General features: G+C 50.4%; 17 protein-coding genes and 1 pseudogene. 12 read left to right on the top strand and 6 right to left on the bottom strand.

The genetic code is table 11. The features are described from left to right. Positions 1–510: 510 nt before the first annotated feature. Positions 511–1,188 carry a hypothetical protein gene (locus tag AC1DWB_RS13570; RefSeq protein ID WP_477541604.1) on the bottom strand — a complete coding sequence of 226 codons (678 nt, stop codon included), beginning with the start codon at positions 1,186–1,188 and terminating at the stop codon, positions 511–513. 187 nt (positions 1,189–1,375) lie between these two features. Between AC1DWB_RS13570 and AC1DWB_RS13565 the strand changes: the two genes are divergently transcribed. The 4 genes from AC1DWB_RS13565 to AC1DWB_RS13550 all read left to right on the top strand — a co-directional run bounded on the left by AC1DWB_RS13565 (position 1,376) and on the right by AC1DWB_RS13550 (position 6,774). Further along, a complete protein-coding gene (locus AC1DWB_RS13565; RefSeq protein ID WP_477541603.1) occupies positions 1,376–2,947 on the top strand; it encodes a catalase in 1,572 nt (523 codons plus the stop codon). A gap of 265 nt (positions 2,948–3,212) precedes the next feature. Then, positions 3,213–4,166, top strand: a complete 954-nt coding sequence (locus tag AC1DWB_RS13560) for an ABC transporter permease (protein WP_477541623.1) — start codon at positions 3,213–3,215, stop codon at positions 4,164–4,166. Positions 4,167–4,203: 37 nt separating this feature from the next. Then, the gene (locus AC1DWB_RS13555) at positions 4,204–5,088 is read left to right on the top strand and encodes a carbohydrate ABC transporter permease (protein WP_477541602.1); all 885 of its coding nucleotides are present in this window, start codon (positions 4,204–4,206) and stop codon (positions 5,086–5,088) included. Positions 5,089–5,142: 54 nt separating this feature from the next. Then, positions 5,143–6,774 carry an extracellular solute-binding protein gene (locus AC1DWB_RS13550; RefSeq protein ID WP_477541601.1) on the top strand — a complete coding sequence of 544 codons (1,632 nt, stop codon included), beginning with the start codon at positions 5,143–5,145 and terminating at the stop codon, positions 6,772–6,774. Positions 6,775–6,849: 75 nt separating this feature from the next. Here AC1DWB_RS13550 and AC1DWB_RS13545 read toward each other — a convergent pair whose 3' ends face one another. The 5 genes and pseudogenes from AC1DWB_RS13545 to AC1DWB_RS13525 form a co-directional block, all read right to left on the bottom strand. Then, on the bottom strand, positions 6,850–8,004 hold the full coding sequence (locus tag AC1DWB_RS13545) for a homogentisate 1,2-dioxygenase (protein ID WP_477541600.1): 1,155 nt from the start codon (positions 8,002–8,004) through the stop codon (positions 6,850–6,852). 78 nt (positions 8,005–8,082) lie between these two features. Then, a pseudogene (locus AC1DWB_RS13540) lies at positions 8,083–8,808 on the bottom strand (fumarylacetoacetate hydrolase family protein); the annotation flags it as partial. Positions 8,809–9,032: 224 nt separating this feature from the next. Then, on the bottom strand, positions 9,033–9,671 hold the full coding sequence (locus AC1DWB_RS13535; protein WP_477541599.1) for a flavin reductase family protein: 639 nt from the start codon (positions 9,669–9,671) through the stop codon (positions 9,033–9,035). Between the two features lie 44 nt (positions 9,672–9,715). Beyond that, positions 9,716–10,828, bottom strand: a complete 1,113-nt coding sequence (gene hppD, locus AC1DWB_RS13530) for a 4-hydroxyphenylpyruvate dioxygenase (protein WP_477541598.1) — start codon at positions 10,826–10,828, stop codon at positions 9,716–9,718. Positions 10,829–11,035: 207 nt separating this feature from the next. Next, positions 11,036–12,115 (bottom strand): bifunctional 3-deoxy-7-phosphoheptulonate synthase/chorismate mutase, encoded by a 1,080-nt coding sequence (locus AC1DWB_RS13525; protein ID WP_477541597.1) that lies wholly within the window; start codon positions 12,113–12,115, stop codon positions 11,036–11,038. A gap of 620 nt (positions 12,116–12,735) precedes the next feature. Here AC1DWB_RS13525 and AC1DWB_RS13520 point away from each other — a divergent pair. The 8 genes from AC1DWB_RS13520 to yhbY all read left to right on the top strand — a co-directional run bounded on the left by AC1DWB_RS13520 (position 12,736) and on the right by yhbY (position 22,055). Beyond that, the gene (locus AC1DWB_RS13520; protein WP_477541596.1) at positions 12,736–13,956 is read left to right on the top strand and encodes an MGDG synthase family glycosyltransferase; all 1,221 of its coding nucleotides are present in this window, start codon (positions 12,736–12,738) and stop codon (positions 13,954–13,956) included. 471 nt (positions 13,957–14,427) lie between these two features. Then, positions 14,428–15,387, top strand: coding sequence for an AAA family ATPase (locus AC1DWB_RS13515; RefSeq protein WP_477541595.1), 960 nt, complete (start codon positions 14,428–14,430; stop codon positions 15,385–15,387). Between the two features lie 26 nt (positions 15,388–15,413). Then, positions 15,414–16,637, top strand: coding sequence for a DUF58 domain-containing protein (locus AC1DWB_RS13510; RefSeq protein ID WP_477541594.1), 1,224 nt, complete (start codon positions 15,414–15,416; stop codon positions 16,635–16,637). Position 16,638: 1 nt separating this feature from the next. Next, the gene (locus AC1DWB_RS13505) at positions 16,639–18,855 is read left to right on the top strand and encodes a transglutaminase domain-containing protein (RefSeq protein WP_477541593.1); all 2,217 of its coding nucleotides are present in this window, start codon (positions 16,639–16,641) and stop codon (positions 18,853–18,855) included. Positions 18,856–19,093: 238 nt separating this feature from the next. Next, positions 19,094–19,612, top strand: coding sequence for a YqeG family HAD IIIA-type phosphatase (locus tag AC1DWB_RS13500; RefSeq protein ID WP_477541592.1), 519 nt, complete (start codon positions 19,094–19,096; stop codon positions 19,610–19,612). Beyond that, complete coding sequence (gene yqeH / locus AC1DWB_RS13495; protein ID WP_477541591.1) at positions 19,609–20,748, top strand: ribosome biogenesis GTPase YqeH; 1,140 nt, start codon at positions 19,609–19,611, stop codon at positions 20,746–20,748. The genes AC1DWB_RS13500 and yqeH overlap by 4 nt, the downstream gene beginning before the upstream one ends. A gap of 33 nt (positions 20,749–20,781) precedes the next feature. Further along, entirely contained in the window at positions 20,782–21,639 is an 858-nt protein-coding gene (aroE, locus tag AC1DWB_RS13490) for a shikimate dehydrogenase (RefSeq protein WP_477541590.1), read from the top strand. Between the two features lie 122 nt (positions 21,640–21,761). Next, positions 21,762–22,055 carry a ribosome assembly RNA-binding protein YhbY gene (gene yhbY / locus AC1DWB_RS13485; RefSeq protein ID WP_477541589.1) on the top strand — a complete coding sequence of 98 codons (294 nt, stop codon included), beginning with the start codon at positions 21,762–21,764 and terminating at the stop codon, positions 22,053–22,055. Positions 22,056–22,074: the final 19 nt, after the last annotated feature.

Raw genomic sequence — 22,074 nt, 5'->3', positions numbered from 1 at the left:
GTCCAGTTAAGTCTTTGTCGAGCTAATTGAGCTAATTGAGCTAATTGAGCTAACTGAGCTAACCGTGCTGACCGAGCTAACTGAGCTAACTGAGCTAATCAAGTTAACTTAGCTAACCAAGCTAACCATGTTAATTGAGCTAACTGAGCTATTGATCAATTCAAACTAACCAACCAACGGACTATAGAGACTAATTGGCTTTTCATATCTGAACTGTTGAGAGATTAAAGTTTCTTCCTTCACTCACCTTTACTAACAGGAAAACCTCCTGTTATTTTAAGCGAATTCTCTCAAAATCGACAAATAACAGGAAAACCTCCCGGTAAATTCAGCCATTTGATGAGAATTCGGTGAATTCGGCAAAATTAACAGGAGGTTTTCCTGTTAATTAGAATAAATTTACTCAAATACCAGAAATAACAGGAGGTTTTCCTGTTAGTTCAAGTTGCGCCGAGCCCAGCACGAGCCAAACTCGAGCCAAGCCCAAACCCGAGCCGAGCACGGCCTAACTTAGTCCAAGTAATCAAGCATACCACGCGCCAGCTCATATCGGACTACACGTTCTCCCTTGCCGCTTTGAGAAGGATTCAGCCAGCCCTTCGCACACAACTTGGTGAGCATCAGAACCSCTGTCTTGTGGTCCACATCATAATGCTTCTCCACATCGATCGGGCGAAGTGGCCGAGCTAGAGTGATCGCGAACCGGATGATCTCTCTCTCCGCCAGCAGCGCTCGAGAAACTGGAGGTTGGCTCGATTGATAACGACTTAACACCATACGCAGCAACGTGATACATAGTTCGGGCCGCTGTTCGACATCATCATAGGCGAATGAGATGACTTGGTACCCCATGGCACGCAGAAACGTTTCTCGATTCAGCTCATTGCAGTATTTGTTTCGATCCATCCCGCGAACGTGTGCAGCATACCCTTTGATTTCAAACAAGAGCTTCACGAGACCAGACTCAGACAGCCAAGCAAAATCAGCAAAATACGATCTGCCCCGCCAATCAAGTACTTCATATTCGGGATGCAACTGCTCGAAGTGTCCCAACAATGGCCACCATGCATTCCGTAGGAACAACGTTTCGCCGTGTTGATGCCCCCGCTCAAGTCTCCCGCGGCGCTCCCCAGTTCTACGATTTAGATGATACTTGATAAAAGCGGCATGCATTTCATMAAAACTCATTACCCCAGCCCCCTAACAAATAGAAAACGTCCCGGTTCCACTCGTTAGAATGGAACGGGACGTTCTTCGTCTCTTCTACTCCATTATATAGTCGCGAACCAGATTTGACTAGCAGTTCATTTGCATATTGACTCCAATATTCGCCAATAATACCAATGAAAATTTGCAGCAAAGGAGCCATCCACGCATGAATGACAATCAAAACGATCATCTAACACTAACGAATCGCCAAGGACATCCGATCAAGGATAACCAGAATGTGAGGACGGTAGGCAGCCGAGGGCCAACTACATTAGAGAACTACCATTACATCGAGAAAATCTCGCATTTCGACCGGGAGCGAATTCCCGAACGTGTCGTACATGCACGTGGTGCTGGCGCTCACGGGTACTTCGAAGCTTACGGAAATGTGGGCGAAGAGCCGGTATCGAAGTATACGAGGGCCAAGCTATTTCAAGAGCAAGGCAAACAAACACCCGTGTTTGTCCGATTCTCCACCGTGGTGCACGGCGCGCATTCCCCGGAGACATTACGGGACCCTCGTGGCTTTGCGGTGAAATTTTATACGGAGGATGGGAATTGGGACTTAGTGGGCAACAACCTGAAGATCTTCTTCATCCGCGATCCAATCAAGTTCCCCGATATGGTGCATTCCTTCAAGCCAGATCCTGTAACGAATGTGAACGACCCGGAGCGGATGTTCGATTTCCTGTCCCAGACCCCGGAGTCCACGCACATGGTTACTTTCCTGTTCTCGCCCTGGGGGATTCCGGCCAATTATCGGCAGATGCAAGGTTCTGGTGTGAACACTTACAAGTGGGTCAACAAAGAGGGGGAGGGAGTGCTGGTTAAGTACCATTGGGAACCGATCAACCAAGGGATTAAGAACCTGCTTCAGGAAGAAGCGGATCGGATCATTTCGCTCAATTACAGCCACGCCACACAAGATTTGTACGAAGCGATTGAGCGAGGTGAGTACCCGGAATGGGAACTCTGTGTTCAGATTATGGACGATGGCGAGCACCCTGAACTTGACTTCGATCCACTGGATGATACGAAATTATGGCCAGCAGAGCAGTTCCCATTTTTGCCTGTTGGACGAATGGTACTGAACCGCAATCCTGACAATTATTTCGCCGAGGTGGAACAAGCAGCGTTCGGGACAGGTGTTCTTGTGGACGGTCTCGATTTCTCCGATGACAAGATGCTGCAGGGCCGCACATTCTCCTACTCGGATACACAGCGTCACCGGGTTGGGACGAACTACTTGCAATTGCCAATCAATGCACCCAAGACACACGTTGCTACGAATCAGAGAGATGGGCAGATGGCCTTCAAGGTGGACAGGGCGCCGGATCAGAATCCACACGTGAATTACGAGCCATCTGTGCTAGGTGGACTCCATGAAGCACCTCCGACAGGAGCAGAGCACAAGCCTCGCTACGAAGCGAATCTAGTAAGGCAGAAGCTGGAGAAGACCAATGATTTCGGACAAGCGGGCGACACATACCGGGCGTTCGAGAAGTGGGAGCAAGACGAGCTGGTGCGTAATTTGGTGGATGCCTTGAAGGTGTGCAATTCTGAAATCCAGAACCGGATGATCAAGCACTTCACGAATGCGGATGCAGAATACGGACGACGTGTGTCAGATACTTTGATGAAAGTCAGGCGTGAAGCAAAGGAACATACCGGCAGTGCTGAGGCGGATCAAGCGGTAAGAAAGGCTGAACAAGCAGGGAAGCAGGCAGATCCATATTAATCAATCGATCAAGTAAACACCATAACGAATAGAATACCTTTACAAAATCTATACATCACGTTGATGCTGTCCTAACAATTCGGCGTTAAGCTATTACTTACATGTTCATAGGATGCTTTGGTTGGAGACGAGGATATAACCGAAGTGAATAGGCTGCTTCTGCAAGTCTAGGGAGGTACTCTATAACTTTGGAATAGAATCGTCTTTTTTGCATGCCTTAAATGTAAAAATATGTAATTAAAACCATTTTGGAGGTAGAGAAGTGATGCATAGTCAAGCCCAACTAAGAAGCAAACCAGCTAGAGCTACCAAACCAAATGCGATTGTAAGAGCCTTTCGCAAAAATTGGCAAATGTACCTACTCATTACCCCAGTTGTGATCTATTTCATCGTGTTTCATTACTGGCCCATGTACGGCGTGCAAATCGCATTCAAAAATTTTATCGCAACCAAAGGAATCTGGGGTAGCCCGTGGGTCGGATTCAAACACTTCGAGCGATTTTTTGATAGCTATTTCTTCTGGAGACTGATCAAAAACACACTCGGGATCAGCTTGTTCGAGCTAGTCGTCGGGTTCCCGATCCCAATCCTGCTCGCACTTATGCTCAATGAAGTACGCAACAGCGGCTTTCGCCGATTCGTGCAGACGGTCACGTACGCACCGCATTTCTTATCCACGGTCGTCGTTGTTGGCATGATTATGATGTTCCTGTCCCCTACAAGTGGGTTAGTCAATATGGCAATTCAGGCACTGGGCGGCGAACCGATATTTTTCATGACGAAGCCAGAATGGTTCAAGTCGATCTACGTGTTGTCGGGTGTATGGCAGCAGATGGGTTGGAGCTCGATTATCTACTTGGCGGCATTAGCCGGAATCGACCCGCAACTACATGAGGCAGCTCGAGTCGACGGTGCATCGAGATTACAGCGCATCTGGCACATCAACTTGCCGGGCATTCGTTCGACGATCGTCATCCTGCTCATTCTGAATGTGGGATCACTTATGGGCGTCGGCTTCGAGAAAGTGTTCCTGATGCAAAATTCGCTCAACATGGCAGGCTCCGACGTCATCTCTACATACGTATATCGCAGCGGGATACTGGGGGCGCAATACAGCTTCTCGGCGGCAGTCGGTCTGTTTAATTCAATCGTGAATTTCATCTTGCTAATCATCGTGAACCGCATCGCGAGAAAAGTCAGTCAAGTCAGTCTATGGTAAGCCTTCAGCTTGCATGAAGAGTAAAGGAGATCTGTACATGGAAACCCGCACATTAGGTGACAAATGGTTCGAAGCGATCAACATCACACTACTCGCACTTTTATCCTTGCTAGTGTTGTATCCGTTGGTATTCGTCATTAGCGCCTCGATCAGTAATCCTGCCCATGTTCTGAATGGGGAGATGTGGCTGCTGCCCAAGGAGTTGACGTTCGCCGGCTATAAGAAAGTGCTGGACAATAAGGACCTGCTAACGAGTTATGGCAACACCATACTATATACTGTGGTCGGTACGGCTATCAATCTAGTCATGACGATCATGGCGGCCTACCCGCTATCCAAGCGAGATATGGCTGGACGTAATGTTCTAATGGCGTTGATGGTGTTCACGATGTACTTCAGTGGAGGACTCATTCCGACCTATATGCTTATTAAGCAACTGGGTATGACGAACACGATGTGGGCGCTGGTCATTCCGAACGCCGTCTCGGTCTGGAACATCATCATTATGCGTACGTTCTTCCAATCCAGCATACCGAATGAAGTGAAGGAAGCGGCTTCGATCGACGGCTGTTCGGATATGCGGATATTGTGGAGGATTGTGCTGCCTTTATCGATGCCGATTGTCGCAGTCATGATCTTGTTCTATAGCGTCGGCCATTGGAATGCCTACTTCAACGCGATGATCTACTTGACGGATCGAAGCGACTACCCCCTGCAACTCATTTTAAGAGAAATCTTGATCCAGGGGCAGATGGAGCAGATGACGAACGTCGGTGATGCCTCACATGCGAAGACGATCATGGACGAGGAATTGATCAAGTACGCTGCGGTTGTTGTCGCGAACTTGCCTATCTTGGCGCTCTATCCTTTCTTGCAAAAGTATTTTGTCAAAGGTGTCATGATTGGAGCTATAAAGGGATAACGTCCCTATTAGCATATATAGATAATAACCACAATGTGGTAGGAGGAAAGAAACATGAAATTCAAACGACTAGCAACAATCTCCTTATCATCTGTACTAGCTGTAAGTATGGTGGCTGGCTGCGCCAAATCGGATTCAACAACAAGGGATACTAAGAAGCAGGGTACAACAGCGCCGACTAACTTGAATACAAGCGGCTTTCCAATCGTGAAGGATCCGGTTGAGCTGACGTTCATGACAGGCTTGGCGGCAACGAACGGGAGCAACAAGTTCGAGGATCGATTAGTATGGAAACAATACGCCCAGATGTCCAATGTTAAAGTTAACTTTCAATATGTGCCGATGGAAAACTTGACGGAGAAACGCAACTTGGCGTTAGCGAATGGCGACTACCCTGATGCGTTGTATTCGGCTCGAGTCCCGGCTTCGGATCTGATGAAATATGGCAGCCAGGGCGTGTTCTTGAAGCTGAATGATCTTATCGATCAGTATGCCCCGAATTTCAAGAAGCTGATGGAGAAATACCCGGATTTACGTAAAGCTTTGACGATGCCGGACGGTAACATCTATTCATTCCCTTCCTTTTATAATCCGGAATTTCTCCCTATGTTGATCGGGACACCACTGTGGGTGAAGAAGGATTGGTTGGAAAAGCTGAATATGAAGGAACCGCAGACGACTGAGGACTTGTACAATTATTTGAAAGCTGTGAAGACTACCGATTTGAATGGCAATGGACAGGCGGACGAAATCCCATATAGCGGCACGGGTATCGGACCTTTGTTTGATCAATTGATGGGTGCCTGGGGAGTAGGGACGCGAGGGTTGGGACACAAATTCGTCGATGTTGATCCGAAGACGAACGACCTCCGCTTCTACCGCACGACGCAAAATTTCAAGGAACTGCTGCAATACGTGAACAAGCTGTACAGTGAAGGGTTGATCGATAAAGAAATATTCACTCAGAACGGTACAGCGCTCTATGCCAAGGGAGGCAAAAAGTTACTGGGCGCAACGATCAATCCGAATCCGAAGACGCAGTTCAACGGGGAAAATTATTTCGGTCTAGGTGCTCTGAAGGGACCTCATGGTGATCAACTGTATACACAAATCAAAGTTCCGATGGTATGGCCAGGCGCATTCGTATTGACCGATAAGAACAAAAATCCAGAAGCGACTATTCGTTGGATCGATTATTTCTACGGGGATGAGGGAGCAACGTTCTACTTCATGGGCAAGGAAGGCGAGAGCTACACGAAAACGTCGGACGGTAAGCTGGAGTTCGTGGACGAGATCAAGAAGAATCCGAACGGATTGACTATGGACCAGGCGCTTACGAAATACGTTTCGTGGATGGGTGGCAGCTACCCGGGTTACGTGCAGGAGAAATATTTCAAAGGCTCGGAGACGTTGCCGGAATCGGTCGAAGCCGGGAAGAAAGCACAACCGAACGCGATCAAGGAGCTGTGGTACAACTTCAACTACACGGAAGAAGAGACCGAGTTCATGAAGACGAAGGGCAGCGACATCCATACTTACATCGGCGAGATGGAGGCCAAGTTCATTAACGGGACGGCTTCATTCGACGAGTGGGACAAGTATGTCAACACCGTGAAGAACATGGGGCAAGCGGATTATTTGAAAGTATATAAGACTGCAGTAGATCGGTACAATAAAGGAAAATAAGTCATTGCAATCAGCGCTGCCTATTAGGTGGCGTTTTTTTTGTATGTGGCGATGTTATTACAAGTCAACCCCGAATCAGGCTTCAATCCAGCTTCTCATGTAGGTCTCATCCTCCGATGATTGTACGCTCTTTACAACTTGAAGAGGGCGGAACGTGTCGATCATAACGGCGAGCTCCTGCGTTTCTTTTTGTCCAATACTAAGCTCGATCTTTCCGGGATGCGGTCCGTGAGGGATGCCTGCCGGATGCAGCGTTACCGAGCCTTCCTCAATACCCTTGCGGCTCATGAAATGGCCGTCGGCATAATACAGCACCTCATCGCTATCCACGTTGCTATGGAAGTAGGGAGCGGGAATTGACATAGGATGGTAATCGTACATTCTTGGCACGAACGAACAGACGACGAAATTGTTCCCCTCGAACGTTTGATGAATGGGAGGAGGCATGTGAATACGTCCTGTGATCGGCTCGAAATCTTCTATATTCAGAATCCATGGATATAAATAACCGTCCCAGCCGACAACGTCGAGAGGATGATGGTCCAGTACGATCGAATGCAGCATGTTGCGGGCTTTCGTGCGGACCTCGAACATCCCCTTGTCGGATCGTGGCTCGGGCAATACAGGCAAGCGCATGTCTCGTTCACAGTAGGGGCTATGCTCCAGCAGCTGTCCGTGCTCGTTGCTGTACCGTTTGGGAGTTGTGATCCAGCTTGTCGTCTCCACTAGCAGAAATTTGCTTGGCTGAGTGGATACCAGCCGATAGATAGTTCCGATCGGAATGACGATGTAGTCTCCCTTACGGTATTCCAGCGTCCCGAACTGCGTCTCCAAGCGGCCAGTACCGAAGTGAACGAATAACAATTCATCGCCTTCTCCGTTGCGGTAATAGTAGTCCATCTGCAGCTCGGGTTGAATAATGCCGATCAGAATATCATCATTGCCAAGCACATATCGCCGGCCTGTAATCGCATCTCCATCAGGATCGAACAAGCGGGTGCGGAAATGCCGGTGACGCAATGCATCCTGCTGCTCAAACTCGGGATAGTAAGCACCATGAAGCGAGGAACTGAGAACAGCTGTAGGAGGATGCAGATGATAGAGGATCGATTGGATGCCGGAAAAGCCTTTCGTTCCCATTACTTGCTCGCGGTATAGCGAGCCGTCGGGTGTTCGGAATGCCGTATGTCTCTTGGGAGGGAGTATCCCTCGCTCTGCATAATAAGGCATGTCGTGTACCCCTTTCGAATTAATAGTCTAACTCGTCTACAGATGAGACAGCTATGGCCGATGCATGGCCAAAAACTATTATCCACTGCTATCTTGAACGACATTCCGCAGGCTACCGAGACCTGTGACGAACAGCTCCACCGTATCCCCGGGTTCCAGCCAGCGGTGCGTCTCTTCGCCGAGCTCTAGAATACATCCCGTGCCTACCGTCCCCGTGCCGATCACATCGCCGGGATACAGCGTGGCTTCCTCGGACGCCCGTTCAATCATCTGAGCGAACGAATAATGAATGTCTTTCAGGTTGCCGCGGGATAATTGCTGGCCATTGACGTTGGCGGTCATTTCCAGATCGTAACGACTGCCGTCCACTGTCCGGTAGTGCTCCAGCTCATCCTTCGTGACGAGCCATGGACCGAGTGAAGTGGCAAAATCTTTACCCTTAGCCGGGCCTAAGCCGATTTTCACTTCCTCTGCTTGGATGTCTCGGGCGCTCCAATCATTCAGAATGCAGAAGCCGAATATCCAATCCTCCGCTTCTGCGGCTTTTATATTGCGGCCCTCGCGGCCGATCACGCAGGCGATCTCCAGCTCATAATCGAGCTTCCGGCTCTTGGCCGGGCGATGAACGGGTTGCTCCGGACCGATTACGGCGCGGTGGTTGGTGAAGTAGAAAGCGGCGAGCTCATACCACTCGGGGACCATGCTTAGCCCACGACGTGCTCTTGCTTGCTTGACATGCTGCTCGAACGCATAGAAGTCGCGGATGCTGGGGGGATGGGGCAAGGGAGCAAGTAATCGGACCTTTCCCAACTCGAACACGGCACTATCATCCGTGCTGTCATTAGCATCCTGATCGTGCCGGTCAAGCTGTTCGGCTTCCAGAAATCCTTTGTGTCCAAGCGTGAGGAAATGTACCAGATCGGCAGGAAGGGTCCCGCCGCTGACGGCGTGCATATCTATGATCCAGCGGCCGTCGCGCAGCCACCCCGCCCTTAGCTGCCCATCCGGCCTCTGAAATGTAACGAATTTCATCGGCCGTCCACTCCTTTACCAGGGGTCGCAGGCCGCTCTAGAACGAACGTATCCGCGACTGCTCTGGTGAAGATTTGTCCGGCCATCCGGCCGAGGGGCTGAAGCAGTGCGATGTCGACTTTTCCATTCTGGTAGAGCTCATCCCGAATATGCAGCATCACGACCCGGCCGATCACAAGACTGCCCGCCCCCGGTGTGTCGCCGAAGTGCAGCGCTTGTTCGAGCACACACTCCAAGTGGATGAGGCTTTGTTCCACGCGGGGAGGTTTGACGATAAAGCTGGGTGCTTTACTCAGACCGGATTGAAGAAACTCATCCACATCCGGCGGATACTCTCTCGAGCATGCATTCATCGGAGCGGCTAACGGTTCGCTCACGATGTTGATGACGAATTCGTTCGTCTGCAGGATGTTGTTCAGCGTATCCTTGCGATGGCCGTCGCCGCCTCTAAGCATAGGGGCGAAGCACACGAGCATCGGTTCGGCACAGATGGCGGTGAAGAAGCTGAAGGGGGCCAAGTTAGCGGTTCCTTCCGCATCGACCGTCGAGACGAGGGCAATCGGGCGTGGCAGGACGGACCCAATGAGCAGCTTGTAGGCATCCTGCCAAGGGAGCGTGTGCGGTTCGATCATCATAAGTGTAATGTCACATCCTTTCCGGTAACAGCCGCTAATACCGGTTACAAGTTGCCTCGACGTGCCTGTTCGCGTTCAATCGATTCGAACAACGCCTTGAAGTTGCCTTCGCCGAAACCGAGTGCCCCTTTACGTTGAATAATTTCAAAAAATAATGTCGGCCGGTCCACGATCGGTTTGGTGAATATTTGCAGCAAGTACCCTTCTTCATCGCGATCGACTAATATTTTGAGCTGCTGCAGTTGTTCGATTTGTTCATCAATCGCCCCTACGCGGGAAGGGAGCATGTCGTAATACGAATCCGGAGTATCGAGAAAATCAATGCCGTTTGCTTTGAGGGTCGTTACCGTTTGCACGATATCGTTCGTTAGAATGGCTACATGCTGAACGCCGGGGCCGTTGTAGTAGTCGAGGTATTCCTGGATTTGCGATTTGCGTTTGCCATTCGCAGGTTCGTTGATCGGGAACTTGATCCGGCCGCCGTTGTGCATCACTTTGGACATGAGCGCGGAATATTCAGTGGAGATGTCTTCATCGTCGAAGTGAATCATCTGCTTGAAGCCCATCACCTTTTCGTAATAGGACACCCATTCTTCCATCCGTTCCACATTGCCGACGATATGATCGATTCCGATCAAGCCGCTGGGCTCGTGTGGGACCATGAAATCCACCGCTTTGAAAGAAGGCGCGAACAAGCCTTTGTACCGCTGCCGATCGATCAGGGTATGAATGGTGTCGCCATATGTGCCGATAATGGCTTTGACAATGGTACCGTGCTCGTCGATTAATTCGTATGGGGCTTGAATGGGAATGCCGCCGCGTGAGACCGCCTCTCGATAAGCCTTAGGCACATCGGTTACGCTGAGCGCAATATCTTTGACACCGTCCCCGTGTTTCTTGATGAAATCCGCGACCGGACTGCTGTCGCTCAGGGCGCTGGTGATGACGAACCGCGCTTTATTTTGCTCCAGGACATAAGATACTTGCTGTTTCTGTCCGGTTTCCAGGCCGGAGTAGGCGACAGGCTTGAAGCCGAAGCCTTTGCTGAGGAAATGGGTCGTTTGCTTGGCATTGCCCGCATACAACTCGATGTAATCCACTTCTTTTACGGGGAAAAAATCTTCCTCTTCCTTGAAAAGGTCATTCCTTTCTTTCATGGTTCACTGATCCCCTCCGCCAAAATATGGATTTAGATAAAGTATAGAGGGGATTCAGAAAACTGGCAAATACTTACAGTGTCGCAAAATAGCGTTGGGGCGGTGAAGCGTTCGGACGTTGCTGCAGCTAATCGATCGGTACAGCTAATGTGCAGGATGCGGCACAACCTAACGCCTAAGTGCCGCATGCTGACATCGCTGGACGACTCAACCGCCGTGAAACAGTCCAGACTGCTTCAATTGAGTGAAAAAATGATCAAACTGCGGGATCGTCAACTGTTGGTCGGCATCGGAGAGAGCGGTTGGGGGGTCCGGGTGGACTTCGATCATGATACCGTCGGCTCCGGCTGCTAGTGCGGCTTTCGCACAAGGGAGTACGATATCCTTGCGGCCGGTAGAGTGGCTCACGTCTACAAGCACAGGAAGATGGCTCTCTTGCTTCAAGATCGGCACTGCCGATATATCCAACGTGTTGCGTGTCCACTTCTCATAAGTGCGAATGCCACGCTCGATCAGCATAACTTGCGAGTTGCCGCGAGAGACGACGTATTCAGCGGCCATCAGGAATTCTTCCATCGTCGCTGCGATGCCACGTTTGAGAAGCACGGGTATTCTCGCCTCGCCTGCAGCTTTCAGCAACTCGAAGTTTTGCATGTTGCGCGCGCCGATCTGAATCACGTCAATGTATTGTTCGGCGAGCTCAATGTGAGCGGGATTGACGATTTCGCTGATCGTAACCAGGCCGAATTCGTCCGCCACTTCCTTCAGAATCTTCAACCCCTCCACGCCAAGTCCCTGGAAATCATAGGGTGAAGTCCGAGGCTTGAACGCTCCTCCGCGAATGACGCGAACGCCTGATGCTTTCAGTGCTGCAGCCACTGTCCGGACTTGTTCATAGCTCTCGATGGAACAAGGACCGGCGACCATTAAGTGCGCACCGCCACCAATGGCAACGTCTTTGGCTTTCACAATGGTGTCTTCCGTCTGACGCTTGCGGCTAACGAGCAGATGTTTCTTGTGATCCTTCTGCTGCAGATCGAGTGACGCTTTGAATATTTGCTTGAACAAATGACGAATGGTCGCTTCGTCGAAAGGTCCCGCATTCGCTGCTGCTAGATCGTCCAGCATTTGTCTCTCCCGAACGGGGTCATACTTTGGCATCCCTTGCGTTTGTTTGACGACGGCGATTTGTTGCGTAATTTCCCCTCTTTTGCATAGCAGGTCGAGCAGTTCTTTGTTCAGCCCGTCTAATTGCCCTCGTAGTGCATCCAATTCTTTGTTGCTCATCTTCGTCCACTCCTTCTCCTGATATGTGTATGGTAAAAACAAAAAAGGCCCCCGTCCTGGAAAGGGACGGGGAACCGTGGTACCACCCTAATTAGACCGTCGAATATCCGGCTAGCCCGTGGGCTTGCTGAAGAAATGACGCGTCTCGCTCTGAGCACGGTAACGGCGTGCGGCCGGATCACCTCTACATACCTGCATGAGTGCAGGCGTTCAAGAATCCACTCTGGAGTGAACTTCGGCTGCTGTTTCCTTTGGTGTGCTCTCAGTCGCTGACACACCGTCCCTGATAAGGACATACAGGCCGGAACTGACGCATAACATCTTCGTACATCAGTTCTGGCAAGCTTACTTTTCTCCGTCATTGTTTTGTGAAAGTATAATGATTCTTACTTTATTTGAATATACTTGTCCGTGTCAAGCCCTTTTTAGAGGTCTATTTGATCTCAGCAGGCTGGGTCCTATTGTAAGTCCGGGAAATAAGCTGGACTTTGGTCCAGCTTGTATACGATCCAAAGTCGGTTTTAGAAGGCTGTCTATTGGAGTAAGATGATAGTAACAAGAGCAGATAAGCTATAACAAAAATTAATAGTAGTTCAATATAGCAGGTTGAGGAGTGTCAAATGATGGAACGAACCGTACACCAACGGATATTAATATGGACTGGACGCTATGGAGAGGGTCACCGGCAAGCAGCAATTGCCCTGAAGGAAACGTACGAGGAGCAATACCCTGGCTCGGATGTTCATGTCGTGGATTACATGGAATGGATGCATCCGCAAACGCATGAATTAGGCAGAACCTTGTTCGTGAAAGGAGTGTCAGCCTTACCTAGCGTGTATGGATTTCTATTCGAGCAGACGCGTCGGCCGGGAATGATCACACGCAGCATGCATTGGCTAGCCAAGTTCGGCGTACAAAGAATGATGCAATTGCTCGAAGAACTCCGTCCCACCTTGGTAGTCAGTACGTTCCCATCGGCTGCGGCAGCCATGTCCGCGCTCAAGGAACGGGGGATGACAGATGTGCCGTCGATTACGGTGATCACCGATCATACGGATCATAGCTTTTGGGTGCATCCGCATACGGATCGATATTTAGTTGGGTCCGATCAAGTACGCCGCCTGCTTCTGGCGCAAGGTGTACCTTCCCAACGCATCCGTGTGACAGGTATCCCAATTCGCAGCCGGTTTACCCATACCCAGGAGATGGAAGTGCTGAGGCGTAAGCATGGTCTTCGTGCTGATATGCCTACAGTCCTCATGATGGGAGGCGGATGCGGCATGATTGACAAGCATCTGCTGAAGCAGTTGGAAGGCGAGTCGCTAACCCACAACCTGCAAATCGTCGTATGCTGCGGCCACAATCACAAGCGAATCCAGCAATTGTCGGAGCTCGCGCAGCATAGTCGTCATCGTATCCTCCCGATAGGGTTCGTCGAGCATATCGACGAGTACATGGCCTTGGCGGATCTGGTCATTACGAAACCTGGTGGCTTGAGCACGTCCGAAGCAATCGCGATGCAGCTGCCTATGCTGTTATATCGCCCGCTTCCTGGACAGGAAGAAGATAACGCTCGGTTTCTGACTCAGGCTGGGGTTGCGGTACGTGCCGAAGGTGAACTCGATCTGGTCTGGAAGTTGGATGCACTGATTGGAGCACCGGATGGGCTGGCTTCTATGAAACAACGGGCAAGTAAGCTCGATATGGGACATTCGTCCCAGAAGGCAGTCAAGAAGATGGCTTTCCTAAGACCAGACACAAGTGTGAGCCAACCAGAGGTGCGTCGCGCCTGGACACCCTGGAAATCGAAGTTATTCCCTGCATTTGTTCGCATGAAATAGGCTAATGTCCGGTTTATTCATCCACGGCTGCTGAATAGGATAGCGTAAACGCGAAACAAGTGATAGGAGCCCAGTCCATTATGAAATCATCACGTAGCTCGAACATTGTCATAGTGATTCTCGCTCTTTTTTTGCTGCTCGTCATCCTACTGCTCCTCCTTTAATCTTTATGTCAGTCCCGACATGGTTCATACAGCCGCTTCCAATGAAGCGGTTGTTTGCATTTGCACGATGGATAAGGAATCGCTTCGCTGCAAGAAAAAGAACCGCTACGCTGCCAAATAGCCTAACCGGTGTACAACCGATTAAGCTTATTTATCGTTTCAATAGGCTGAATTATACAAATTTTTCTGTAAGGACGGGTACTATACGGGATTTTTCAATTCCTGTAATATAGTATTAACACCATTGTATAATGGAGTATATTGTATGCTGACTCGGCTGATACACCAAAAGGAGGAGCAGGATCATATGGACGCATTGTTTAACGAAGACGTACGGCTTTTAAAGGGAATTCAAGCCAACTTAAGCTCCTGCATCTTGGGCAAGGACCAGGAAATCGTATTGCTGCTGACAGCTATGCTGGCCGGTGGTCATGTTCTACTAGAAGACGTACCAGGTACAGGCAAGACCGTGTTAATCAAAGCACTTGCCAAGTCGATAAGCGGACAATTCCGCCGTATTCAATGCAATCCCGATCTACTTCCTACGGACATCACCGGCGTTTCTATATTTCATCCGAAGAATGAAGAATTTATATTCCGTCCAGGCCCGGTTCAGACTAATTTCCTGTTAGCAGATGAGATCAACCGTGCCACGACGAAGACGCAATCCGCCTTGCTGGAAGCGATGGAAGAGCGCCACATTACTGTTGATGGAGAAGCTCACCCGTTACCGAATCCGTTCCTGTTAATGGCTACGCAGAACCCGATTGATTTCGAAGGGACGTATGTGCTTCCGGAAGCGCAGCTGGATCGATTTATGATGAAATTCGGGCTTGGCTACCCGGATCACGAGACAGAGAAAAAAATGCTATTCACGCAAGCAAGCTCTCACCCAGTCGACCAACTGGAAGCCGTCACAGACGTAGAGCGTATTCTGGGGATGCAGACTCGGGTTAGAGAAGTTCATGTTGATGATGCTGTGGCAGATTATGTGGTATCGCTTACACGTAAAACCCGGGAGCATGCTTCTGTGTTCCTTGGTGCCAGTCCTCGCGCGACGTTATCGCTCATGCAGGCCGCCAAAGCTTATGCATTCATTCAAGGCCGTGAATATGTCATTCCTGATGATATTAAGACACTTGCGCCGTTCGTTCTAGGTCATCGAATGATTCTTCATTCCGAAGCACGTATTGAGGGTACGACACTGGATGCTGTGTTTGAATCGATCTATCAGCAAGTAAGGGTGCCTGTTCGAATGGAAAAATGACTTGTCGCGAAACGAGGTGATTTGGGATGAGTTTACTGGCAAAATATTCTCCTCGCTTCTGGGGGGTATCACTTAGCTTCGTGTTCAGTTTGTTATATCTCCTGTTTCAGGGAGGCAAGCTAGCTTTCATGGTGTTCATCATTGTTTCTGTCCTTTGCTTGTATTTGGCCTTAAGCCGCTGGAGCGGAATAGCCAAGACACAGGGGGAACGGATGCTGCTGAATGTCAATCATGAGCCGGTGCATGAAGCAGGCACTACGCTTGCGGTACAAATTCAGGTACAAATTCCCGGGTTCTGGCCGATTCCTTACGTGTCGATCAAGGACCGACTCATTCGCAAGGGGGGCGAGGAGCAGCTGTTCGAATCGTTTCTCATCCCGGATTGGAAACGGAGAGGTGAGATTTCTTACCGGACGCCTCCACTTCGCCGCGGATTTTATCAATTCGGATCGACCGAATGCTCGACCGAGGATATATTCGGCTTATTCGAGTCGAAGGGGAGGATGACGCTGCCTTACTCATTCGGCGTACAGCCCCGGAAAGTACATATCCGGGAATGGAAGCAGCTGCATCAGATGTTCCGTGGCATGCATCACCATTCGGCATCGACCCGTTCTCACCGGGAAACTACACAGATTAACGGCGTGCGCGAATATATTTATGGCGATCGGCTGTCACGCATTCATTGGAACGCCACTGCGAAGACAGGAACTTGGAAGTCCAAAGAGTTCGAACGAGAGTCGCTACCCAGAACAATCATCGTGCTCGACCGGAATCTGAAGCATTACAAGAACAAGGAACACTTCGAGCTGGCCGTATCGGTAGCCGCTTCTTTACTGGAATACGGCTCTCGCCGGGATCTTGCACTCGGGCTCGTATCCGTCGGGAAAGAATCGAACGTGTTCGAACCTCGATTAAGTAACACGCAGAGCAAGATGATCGGCAACCATCTGATCGATGTGGAGCCAGACGGACCTTACTCCTTACTGGAAGTGTTGAAGAATAGTTCACGTCAGTTCACTCCTGGCATATTCTTCACTTTGATCACTCCTCTGGCCGGGGAACCGCTGCTTCAAGCACTATCCTGGATCGATCAGAGACAGATGAACCCTTGCCACATGTGGATTAGCATCGAGCAGACCTTGGCTGATCAGGAAGGTTGGAGAAAGCAGCTTCATGTGAAGGGCTATCTCGGCTATGCTGTCGCATCTCTGGAAGACTTGACACAAGGACTAGGGGGGCGGGGCTGATATGAATCGCAGTTGGTACCGTTCCATTGCATTGAAAGATTGGTACGACCGATTGACCGTCGTATTCGTTGGCTTATATTTGCTCCAGTTTCTCCTGTGGATATCGAAGGAAGACAGAATGTGGCTGCCTGAGACGATCGCTATCGTTCAATTAACGCTAATCTGCACGTTTTTCATCGAGCTGTTTCCGAAAATTCACTGGCTGCTTCGCATAGTTATTCAGCTTGGTTTGATGTTGTATGTACTGGAATCACAGCTTGGTTACGAGTTTATACCAGGAAGTCTCGGCTCTTGGAAAGAAGCGATGGACTGGTTCGACGCCAACATAGCTCAACTGCTCCCTTATTTCTGGTTCAGCTTGATCGCTTGGGCCGGGTTTTGGGTGGCGAATTGGTGGGTTCGTGCCAAGTGGCGCATCTTCATCCTGATGTTAGCCAGTTTATTGTTCTTCGCGGTTAAAGATTCTTACAGTGTCGTCATCTTATGGCCGCAGGCCGCTATGACTATTCTGTGCGGTCTGTTCCTGCTCATCATTCATCACTTCGCCAACTTGCAGAAGAAAAATCCGGTTGGCTGGTCCAACTTGGCGGAGAACCCAGCGGCTGTTGCAGTTCCGATCGTGTTTCTAGTCTCGATGATCGTTTTCCTCGGTACGCTGGCTCCCAACGTGCAAGCGGTATTGAAAGACCCTTATACGATTTGGAAAAACTGGCAGGGTGAGGATGTTAGCTTTTTCAACAAAGGATTAGGCAACGGTTCCTTATCACTGGGCGACTCGACTTCCGGTTACAGCCGGAACGATTCGTCGCTCGGCAATAACTTCGAATTCGACTATTCTCCTGTCATGACGGTCAGCACGACGCACCGCGGCTACTGGCGTGGAGAAACGAGATCGTTGTACACGGGCAAAGGCTGGGTCAAGAGTGATTCCGAGAGCAAAGCACCCGTATCGGCCGTTACTCCGGATACCGGGTTTCAACAGGACAGTCGATTGAATGTAAGCAATCTCAAGACGGTCGAAGTGACCCAGACGATCACGATGCTTAACAAGGAAGAGAAATACCCGGTTCTGTTTGGCGCTTTCAGTATTGACAAGATAATGACGATCAATAACGGGGCCAGTACGAACTATACACCGGTGCAATGGGCTTCGCGTCTCGAGGAATTACGGTGGGACGAGAAGACGCGGCAATCGTATCCAGAGACGTATACCATCGTATCGAATGTGCCGGTCGTGGAAGATGCCGAGCTGCGCAAAGTGCAGCCAGATACGGCGAATCGAGCACTTGAAGAATACTTGCTGCTACCGGATACGGTACCTGCCAGGGTGAAGGAATTAGCAGCAGATGTGACTAGTTCCGGTACGACGCTGTACGATAAAGTGAAGTTGCTCGAACAATATTTGTCAACAACGTTCAAGTATACGAACACCCCGGATCTGAATAAGGGCAAGAGTCGCGATTTCGTCGACCGCTTCCTGTTCGAGATCAAGGAAGGCTATTGCGATTACTATTCGACGGCCATGGTCGTCTTGACGAGAACGCTCGGTATTCCTGCTCGTTGGGTCAAAGGGTATACGTCAGGCGTGAACTCACAGCTGGAGGAAGCGCTCGGTCCTGAGACGCTCGTGATGGATCCGAATGGATCAGGCGAGTACACAGTACGTAATTCAGACGCTCACTCTTGGGCGGAAGTTTATTTCGCGGGATACGGATGGATTCCATTCGAGCCCACTTCAGGCTTCTTGCTCCCGCAAGTCATTCCGCCTACTGATCCCGCTGTCTCGACCGATCCTGTCATTCCTTCCGACTTTGTCGAGGAAGAAGTAGTCGCTGAAGGAATCTCCTTCAAGACGATCGGTTGGATCTCGGGCGGTGTGGCAGCTGCCTTGTTGATTGCTTTGTTAGCCTTCAGCAGCCGGGCTACTTGGCTGCCGTTGATCCGACGCGGTCGATTCTCCCCGAATTTGAATCAACGTGTCGTGCTGGAATTCGAGAGACTGTTGCGATTCGCTCGCAGGAAAGGCTATACCCACGGCGACTATGAGACGGCTAGAGAGACGACGGAACGATGGATTCATAAGGACAAATGGCTGCGAGCGGACTTGGAAGCACTTCTCGGCTTGTTCGAGAAGGCGAAGTATAGCCGTTCCAGCATTACGCAAGAAGAAGTAACGACGATGTCGCGGATGGTACAGAAGCTGCGCCAGAGCATGTAGACGTTGGACAACATGGTGACTGCCCCGGATGATGGCGTAATAGCCGCTCGCCGGGGCAGTTATGTTTAACGATTCAGAATGATTAACTTCGCTGATTGTTCATCGTCTCGGTAAACGCACGGCATCAAAGGACGCCGTTAGGCGTTTATCCTTGTGGAGCAGTCGCATTCTTTTGCAGGTAATGGAGACATATGGTATAGTTTGACGTATAGAAAACCCGTTTCGAGGTGACTTTTTTTTGATCAGAAAACTCATTCCCCGCCTTAGTGTGCAGTCGATTTACAAGATAGACCTGCAAGCATTGTGGCAGACGGGCATCAGGGGAATCATTACGGATTTGGATAATACGCTTGTTGGCGCCAAGAATCCTGCCGCGACACCCGAGTTGACGAATTGGCTGCTTAAAGTGACTGCTATGGGATTTAAGGTCGTTATCGTATCGAACAATAGCGAACTGAGAGTGTCCAGATTCTCTGACCCGCTGTCTATTCCATACATTTCTTCGGCGAAGAAGCCGGGCAATGCTCCGTTTCGTCGCGCACTGGGAATGATGGATCTGAAGCCGGAACAAGCCGTAGTCGTAGGGGATCAGATGCTAACGGACGTGCTTGGCGGCAACAGAATGGGACTGCATACGATTCTGGTCGTCCCGATCTCACTGAAAGACGAAGGTTTTTTTACCCGAATCAACCGTAGAATTGAGAAAGCGGCGGTTGCCTGGATGCGGCGAAAAGGGTTAATGAAATGGGAGGAATGAACAAGTTGGATTTACAATTGAATGCCGGTCACGACAAGCAAGCGTGYTCTGGCTGCGGAGTCATTGTGCAAGCGGAATATCCGGAGAAGATCGGATACATTCCACAGTCTGCAAATGATCGCGAGCCGTTGTTATGTCAACGGTGTTACCGAATCAAGCATTATAACGAAATGTCCAGCGCAACGGTTAACCCAGCCGATTTCTTGGAGATATTGAGCCAGTTGGGGAGAACGGATGCGCTTATTGTGCATATTGTGGATTTGTTCGATTTCGAAGGCAGCGTGATCAGCGGATTGCATCGGTTCGTCGGCAATACACCGGTCGTGCTGGTCGTGAACAAGATCGACCTACTTCCCAAGGCCATCAATCCGAATCGGATTCTGAACTGGGCGCAGAAGCAAGCGAAACAGAACGGCATATGGGCATCGAAGATCGTGTTGTGCAGCGCACGCAAGAATATCGGTTTCGACCGGGTCGTGGATGCGATTAGTGAGCTTAGAGGCGACCGTAATGTGGCGGTAGTCGGGGCGACCAATGTAGGGAAATCGACGCTTATTAACCGACTTATCCGGGATTACAGCGATATGGAAGGGGAACTCACCACTTCACCGTATCCGGGGACGACGCTCGGCGTAGTCAATATTCCGCTTGATGATGGCAAATTCATCGTGGATACTCCGGGAATCGTGTATGAGAGCCGGTTGACGGAGCTTGTCGAGAAGAAAGATCTTCAGACCGTCTTACCGGACAAGCCGCTTAAGCCTACCGTATTTCAACTGAATGAGCAGCAGACGTTGTTTTTCGGCGGCTTGGCTCGGGTGGATTTCGTCAAGGGGGAGCGACAGTCTTTCACTTGCTACATGTCTAACGCGTTGTCAATCCATCGGACGAAGCTGGAGCGTGCCGACGACTTGTATCGCGAGCATCGCGGTGATCTGCTTACTCCACCGTCTAGCGACGATCTGGACAAGCTGCCGCCATTCACTAAGCATGCGATCCGTATCCCGAAGGGCGGGCAGAAGGACGTGCTCATATCTGGCTTAGGCTGGATTAAGGTGAATGGAACGACGGGAGCCGATCTGATGGTGCATGCGCCAAGAGGTGTGAAAGTTGTGATGAGAGATTCGTTGATATAACCAAATTTTGCAGCTGCAAACGGGAGAAACGGGATGGAACAGGGGATATTGGACAGTCAAACGGTCATGCATGGCGTATTCGGGGACCCAGTCAAGCACTCCAAATCACCCATCATGCACAATCGGGCGTTTCGGGAGCTAGGCTTGAATGCCGCTTATGTTGCGTTCCACGTAGGACCGGGACAGCTGAAGGCTGCTGTTGAAGGGATCCGCGCTCTTGGTTTCCGTGGTGTGAACGTGACGATCCCACACAAGGTCGAAGTGATGGACTACTTGGACGAGATCGATGAGCATGCGCAGGTGATCGGTGCTGTGAACACGATCGTCAATGACAACGGTCGCTTGAAAGGCTACAACACGGATGGGATCGGCTATGTTCGTTCTCTGAAGGAAGAAGCCGGGTTCTCGGTTAACGGGAAGCGGGTGCTTATGCTTGGTGCAGGCGGAGCTGCTAGAGGTGTCGCTTATGCGCTGGCTCGCGAAGGTGCATCGGCGATGTGGATTGCGAACCGGACGCTGGATAAGGCCGAACAGCTAGCTGCTACGATTGGCGGCTTGACGGATAGCAGCGGGATCGGGTATGAACAGATCAGCGAGATTCGCGACCAAGTCGATCTGATCGTTCATAATACATCCGTCGGGATGCATCCTAACGTGGATGAAGTCATTATCGACACGTCCTGGTTTCATGAAGGACTTACTGTGAGTGATCTCGTCTACAATCCGTTGGAGACGAAGCTGCTTCGCGAGGCGAAAGCACGGGGAGCGAAGGCGCACGACGGCTTGGGGATGTTCATCTACCAAGGCGTGTATGCGTTCGAATATTGGACAGGTGTATCGGCGCCAGTTGCGGCGATGCGGGAAACGGTGGAGCGCGCATTGCGCGCTTAAACCAGAGATTCAGAGAGATTAACTTCGCTGATTGTTCATCGTCTCTGCAAACGCACGGTGTCAAGGACACCGTCAGGCGTTTATCCAAAGATAACGAAACATAGAATAGAGGGTATTGGCACATGCTGACAGGGAAACAGAAACGTTATTTACGCTCGCTTGCGCACCATTTGGATCCAATCTTTCAAGTGGGCAAGGGCGGAGTGAACGATCATTTGATTCGACATATTCAAGAAGCGATTGAAGTGCGGGAGCTGATGAAGATCTCGGTTCTGAACAACAATTCCGAGGATCGGGAAGAGATCGCCACGGAACTGGCTAGCAAGTCCGGGGCAGATGTGGTGCAGACGATCGGAAGCACGATCATCTTGTACAAGCCGTCCGTAAACAACAAACAGATCGAGCTGCCTCGCTAAGCGGCAGCCTTGTTTTGCG

This window comes from Paenibacillus sp. P4_E11, assembly GCF_056401635.1.
This window is presented reverse-complemented; position numbering and strand designations above follow the sequence as displayed.